The sequence below is a fragment of the Tateyamaria sp. syn59 genome (genome assembly GCF_007995245.1).
Lineage (GTDB): Bacteria > Pseudomonadota > Alphaproteobacteria > Rhodobacterales > Rhodobacteraceae > Tateyamaria.
The window spans coordinates 1-715 of the sequence record NZ_VCBA01000029.1 but is presented as its reverse complement, the minus strand read 5'-3'; the positions used below and the strand labels follow the sequence as shown (position 1 = coordinate 715).

1 protein-coding gene is annotated in these 715 nt (G+C 71.2%); it reads left to right on the top strand.

Going from position 1 to position 715, the window contains the following annotated elements; all coding sequences use genetic code 11:
- A partial coding sequence (locus FD715_RS21810; protein WP_189799604.1) for a hypothetical protein occupies positions 1-715 on the top strand: 715 nt, incomplete at both ends.

Genomic DNA, 715 nt, shown 5'->3' with positions numbered 1-715 from the left:
ACACCTCCGGGCTCGAGAAGGTCGGCACGCGCGAACTGCGCACGCTCGACCGGTTCTTCTGTTTCGCCGAAGGGCAGGGGATCACCGTGCCCGGGGTGGCTGATTTCCTGTCCTTCGTCGCGACGGACACTTCCACCCGGCGGCTCGACGACCTGCGCACCGCCTTCGACCGGCTATTGCCCGAGGGCACACCGGTGCGGGGGGTGGTGCGCGAGGCCATTCGTCAGAAGCGTCCGCGCAGCCGCAGCTGCGACCAGCGGGACCGCGCGGCGCTGCGGGCCGATCCGCTGATGACACCCTACCGCGACCTGGCCGCCTTCGACACGATGGCGCTCGAGGACCTGCGCGTGCTGGCACGGTTCCTAGGGTTCGCCGCGGCGCAAGGCATCACCGTGCCGAGCGAAGCGGACTATCTGAACTTCGTAGCCGACACCGCCTCGAGCCGTCGCCTGCGTAGTCTGAAAGCCGCCCTCGATGCGCTGCTGCCGGGCAACCCGGCGGTGCATGTCGTGCTGGCAGGTGCGATCGACCGCAAGTCGCCGCCCAGGCCCTCGCGCGCGGGACAGGTCCCGCGGCCGCCCGCCACCCGGCGGGCCGACACGGCCCAGCTGCCCGAAGCCTGGCGCAAGCTCCTCCAGCGCATGCGCCTCGGCGCTATGCCGCTGCACCAGGCCGCCCCGGCGGCCTCGGTCATCGACAGCATGGAGGATGTGTT